Origin of the sequence: Micropruina sp. (genome assembly GCF_027492755.1) — a bacterium.
Taxonomy (GTDB): Bacteria; Actinomycetota; Actinomycetes; order Propionibacteriales; family Propionibacteriaceae; genus Micropruina.
In genome coordinates, this window is sequence record NZ_JAPUED010000117.1 from 7474 (window position 1) to 12005 (window position 4532).

The 4532-nt window shown below is 71.8% G+C and carries 4 protein-coding genes and 1 pseudogene; 3 read left to right on the forward strand and 2 right to left on the reverse strand.

What is annotated here, in order from left to right; translation table 11 throughout:
• Positions 1-270: pseudogene (locus Q0066_RS08165) on the forward strand (ribonuclease Y); the annotation flags it as partial.
• A 110-nt stretch (positions 271-380) separates the two neighbouring features.
• A complete protein-coding gene (locus tag Q0066_RS08170) occupies positions 381-1847 on the forward strand; it encodes a HEAT repeat domain-containing protein (protein WP_298131865.1) in 1467 nt (488 codons plus the stop codon).
• Positions 1848-1976: 129 nt separating this feature from the next.
• Here Q0066_RS08170 and Q0066_RS08175 read toward each other — a convergent pair whose 3' ends face one another.
• Both Q0066_RS08175 and Q0066_RS08180 read right to left on the reverse strand, forming a co-directional pair.
• Positions 1977-3071 carry a HEAT repeat domain-containing protein gene (locus Q0066_RS08175; RefSeq protein ID WP_298131866.1) on the reverse strand — a complete coding sequence of 365 codons (1095 nt, stop codon included), beginning with the start codon at positions 3069-3071 and terminating at the stop codon, positions 1977-1979.
• 44 nt (positions 3072-3115) lie between these two features.
• On the reverse strand, positions 3116-3670 hold the full coding sequence (locus tag Q0066_RS08180; RefSeq protein WP_298131868.1) for a TIGR03086 family metal-binding protein: 555 nt from the start codon (positions 3668-3670) through the stop codon (positions 3116-3118).
• Positions 3671-3738: 68 nt separating this feature from the next.
• Here Q0066_RS08180 and Q0066_RS08185 point away from each other — a divergent pair.
• Positions 3739-4532 (forward strand): AraC family transcriptional regulator (locus Q0066_RS08185; RefSeq protein WP_298131870.1); only part of this gene is annotated, 794 nt, incomplete at its 3' end.

Sequence of the window (4532 nt, forward strand, 5' to 3'; positions counted from 1 at the left end):
GGTGCCCGCCGGGAGAGCCTCGAGGTGTACGTGAAGCGGCTCCAGCGCCTGGAAGAGATCGCCCGCTCGCACAAGGGTGTCGACAAGGTGTTCGCCATGCAGGCCGGCCGAGAGATCCGGGTGATGGTGCAGCCCGAGAACGTCGACGACGCCGCCACCCATGTGATGGCCAAAGAGATCGCCAAGCAGGTCGAGGCCGAACTCACCTACCCGGGCAGCATCAAGGTGACGGTCGTGCGCGAATCCCGGGTCACCGAGACCGCCCACTGAGGCAGCGCCGCCGGTTGGTCGAGCTTGTCGTCCCTCGGACGGCACGAGTCGGCGACAACGGAACCCTCCGAGTTGAACCTGACGCTGGGTCAGGTGGTGGAGTTCCCGGCATGACCGACACCATCACCCGACCCGATCTCATCACCGCCACCGTTCTGCTGGACGACGCCGATGCCGAGCTGCGGCTCCGCGCGGCAGTCGATCTGGGCACCTGGCGGGCCGCCGAGGCGGCTCCCGCGCTGGTCGCCCGGCTGGGCGTCGAACCGAGTCACGCCATCCGGGAGACCCTGACCTGGGCGTTGTTGCGTGTCGCCGACGCCGCCCGGCCGCTGCTGCTGGACGCGCTCGGCGACCCCAACTGGCTGACCCGGATGCAGGCCTGCCATGTGCTCAGCAAGCTGGGGGATGCTGGCGACGCCGGGGCCCTGCTGCCAGTGATCGCCGATCCGGTGGACGCGGTGGCGTCCCGGGCCTGGTGGGCAGCCGGGCAGACCGGCTCACCGCTGGTCGTCGAGGCGATGGCGGACCAGTTGGGACGCGGGGACAGCGAGCTGCGCAACTCACTGACCATCGCCTTCGAGGCGTTGGGTGCGCTGGGTGTGCCGGCGCTCGCACGGCGAGTTCGCCGGGGATCCTCGGCGGCGATCCGTGAGCACGCCGCCGACACGCTCGGGCTGATCGGTTCGCCGGACGCCGACCCGGTCGTGCTCAGCCTGCGGGAGGCACTCGACGACCCCGATCCGATGGTCGGCTTCGCAGCGCTGAACGTGCTCGGCCAACTCGACTCGCCGCGGGCCCGGGAGGTCGTCCGGGAGGCGCTGGACGCAGCGGATCCCCGGCTGCGGCGGCTGGCCGCACGCCTCGTGCGCCGGCATCGCGCCGAGCCACCGGCGGAGGCCGTGCCGGCCGAAGGTCGTGAACTGGTGGACGGGCTGGTGGCTGCGGCTCCCGGCGTCCTGGTCGGACTGGCCTGCGAGAGCGCCGTGGTCGCCGAGAGCCGGGCACTGCGCACCCTCGGCGACCGGATCGCCGCACTGGCGGCGAGCCGTCTAGGGCTGGACGTCGCCGGGCTGGCGGCGTCCGAACTCCCGGACGGCATCAGCGTCGCCGCCGCGCTGGATGAGCTCTCGGCAGCCTCCGGTGAGGCGGTCGTGATCACGTCCGTGGAACGGCTGGACGGCCCGTGCAGTCATCATCTGCAGCTCGTCGACGGTGTGCCGCGCGTCGGCGTCCTGATCGGTCACACCGGCGAGCCCGGCCCTGAGACCGACCGGATCCTCGCCAAGCTGGCGCTGCAGGTGGCGCTGGTGGCTCCGCGCCATGTTGCGGTGGCCGACGTCCCGCAGCAGGAGTGGGACGAGGTGCGCGACGCGAGCCTCGGCCGGGCGCGGGCCGAAGGCCTTCCCGACACACTGGACGGGCGGGTGATCGCCGGTGCCGCCGCCGATCACGCCGCCCGGCACGTGCTGCTGGAGCAGGTCAGCATCACCGATCCCGGCGTCACCATCGACGGGCTGCTGTACGGACGCGGCATCCGGGTGACCGGCTTCCGGCGCCTCGAGAGGTCTGCCGGCTAGGGGAGCAGTTCCCTAGAAAGCGCTGGTTGTCGTTGGTCGAGCTTGTCGAGGCCACGCTGCAACGGGTTTCGACAAGCTCAACCCGCGAGACCTAGAGGCCGGGCGCGAGAGGACGACTCATCGAAGCGCTCAACGTCGCCGGTCGGCGATGATCCGTTCGGCCACGGCGACCAGCTGACGGTCTCCGGAGGCGGCGGCAGTGGCGAGTGCCGCGTCCGCCGCCTCGCCTGGAACGCCGGCCAGCGCGAACACGGCTGCCAGCCGGACCTGTGGGTCGGGATCCGTCGCGTGGGCCAGCAGAGCGTCCCGGGCGGCCGGGCTGTCGATCTGCGCCAGCACCTCGACGGCCTGGCTGCGGGCGGATGCCCCGGCCGGCGGGTCCGCGGCCAGCAGCCGGGCAGCGGGTGCGCCGAAGTCGATCAACGCATCGGTCACCGCCGCCGACAGCGGCACCTCGGTGCCGCCCAGCAGTCTGATCAGTGCGGGCAGGGCACGCTCGTCGCCCAGCCTGCCCAGCGCGGTGACGGATGCCGAGCGGACCGGCTCTGCCGGATCGTCCAGTAGACCGATCAACGGTTCCACCGCTGCCGGGTCGCCCAGCTTGGCCAGCGCCTGCACCACGTGCAGCCGGACGTCGGCGTGCGGGCTGGCCAACAGCCCGACCAGCGGCCCGACCGCCGGCGTGCCGTGCTGTGCGACGGCCCAGGCCAGCATGCCCTGCACGGCCGGGTCGGACTCGGTGGCCAGCCGGTCCAGCAGCACCGGCAGCGGGATCGCCTCGCCGTCCAGTACGGCACGGACCCGGACGGTGGCGTCCGGGTGCCGCAGCCGCGCGGTCAGCGCGATGGTGTCCAGCAGGTCGGGCCAGGCCGCCTCGTTGCCGGCGCGCAGCACGCTCAGCCGCTCCAGCAGTTGCTGCTGCAGCGTGATCCGCTGCCGCAATTGGTCGATGTGCTCGTCCAGCACCCGGTTCGGGTCGAACCCCGGATCGTCCAGCGCCGCCGCCACCTCGGCCAGGCTCAGCCCCAGCGCCCGCAGGTGCTGGACGTCGAGCAGCCGGCGCAGATCGGACGGGCTGTACAGCCGGTGGTCGCCCCAGCTGCGCTCGCTCGGCACGACCAGCCCGAGCCGGTCGTAGTGGTGCAGCGCCCGGACGGTCAGCCCGGTGCGGCGCGCCACCTCACCGATCCGCAGCCAGCCGCCGGGAGTCGCGCCGTCGTTCATGACGGCACGCTACCCCGACCGCGCGTCCGGCCCGTCCACTGCGGTCAGGCCGCAGTCCACTCCGGGTCGCGGCCCAGCTTGGCCAGCAGCTTGTCCGCGTCGCCGGCGTCGTCGTCGACGGGAAGTGCCGCGGCGCAGATGCCGTCGCTGTAGAGCGCGGCGCCCCAGCCCTCGGCTCCCGCGGCCAGTTCGCGGGCCTCGGCGTCGCTGATCGGATTGCCTTCGCCGATGGCGCGGGCCACGTCCCAGGCGTGCACGGCGAGATCCCAGCCGTAGAAGTTGGCCATGGTGTCGCCGATGGTGGCCGGGCCGAAGTAGCCCTCGTAGTTGCGCTCGGCCACACCGTCGGAGCTCAGCAGGTCGATGACCGCCTCAGCATGGCTGTGCCAGGCCTGTGCCGGGTCGTCGGTCGCCGCCTGGTTGGGCAGCGGGAGTTGCTGCCTGTCGAGGAAGTCGCGCTCGGTGTCGATGACGTGCCGGACGACGTCGCGCACGGCCCAGTCGGTGCAGGGGGTCGGGGCGTCCCAGCGCCCGTCGACCTTGGTGAGAAGCTGGTTGAACCGGTCTGCCCGGTTGCGGAAGATCGTGATGGTGTCCATGGCTTCACACTACGAACGGGGTCGGCGGTGATCTTGTGAATATCCGACAGGTGCCGCAGCATTCTGCGGTGCGATCCGACAAGCCTGATGACCCGGTCGATCGGGCCCATCTGACCTCGGTCTCCCGCCCGTCGCCACCGATCCACCGGTATCCGCCCTCGCCCGGCATGGCCGAACTGATCACCCGCTACTGGGTTCCGGTCTGGTCGCTGGCCGAGCCGTCCACGCAGCGCACGCTGCAGTTCCCGGTCTGTTTGATCGTGATCAGCAACAGCTACGCCCGCTTCTACGGGGTGTCCCGCGGCGCCTCCGAAGTCACCCTGGCCGACGAGGGGTGGGCGGTGGGCGTCCTGTTCCGGCCCGCGGCGGGACGGCGGCTGCTCCGGCGTCCGGTCAGCACACTGGTGGACGCCTTCGTGGAACTCGACTCGCTGACCACTCTGGACGGCGCGACGCTCGCGCAGGGCGTCCACGCTGCCATGAGCGACGATCCCCACGCCGAATCCAGCCATCGAGCCGCCATCGCCGCCTACGAGGAGACCTTGGCGCGGTTCCTCCCCGTCGACGAGCAGGGCAGCCAGATCAACGCGATCATCGACTGGCTCGAGGCCCATCCCGAGGTCACCCGGGTCTCCGAGGTGGCGGACGCCTTCGGCCTCAGCGAGCGCGGGCTGCAGCGGCTGGTGGTGGACCGGGTCGGCCTGACCCCGAAGTGGCTGATCCAACGGCGCCGGCTGCACGACGCCGTGGCCCGGCTGAAGGCCGGCGACCGCACCCTGGCCGATCTGGCTGCCGAGCTCGGCTACACCGATCAGGCACATTTCACTCACGACTTCCGGGCGGTGACCGGTCTGACTCCCGG

What these genes read in the sequence shown, in the direction of transcription:
- Q0066_RS08180 (WP_298131868.1), bottom strand. Translation starts at nt 3,670, where the DNA reads ATGGACACCATCACGATCTTCCGCAACCGGGCAGACCGGTTCAACCAG.
- Q0066_RS08175 (WP_298131866.1), bottom strand. Translation starts at nt 3,071, where the DNA reads ATGAACGACGGCGCGACTCCCGGCGGCTGGCTGCGGATCGGTGAGGTG.
- Q0066_RS08170 (WP_298131865.1), top strand. Translation starts at nt 381, where the DNA reads ATGACCGACACCATCACCCGACCCGATCTCATCACCGCCACCGTTCTG.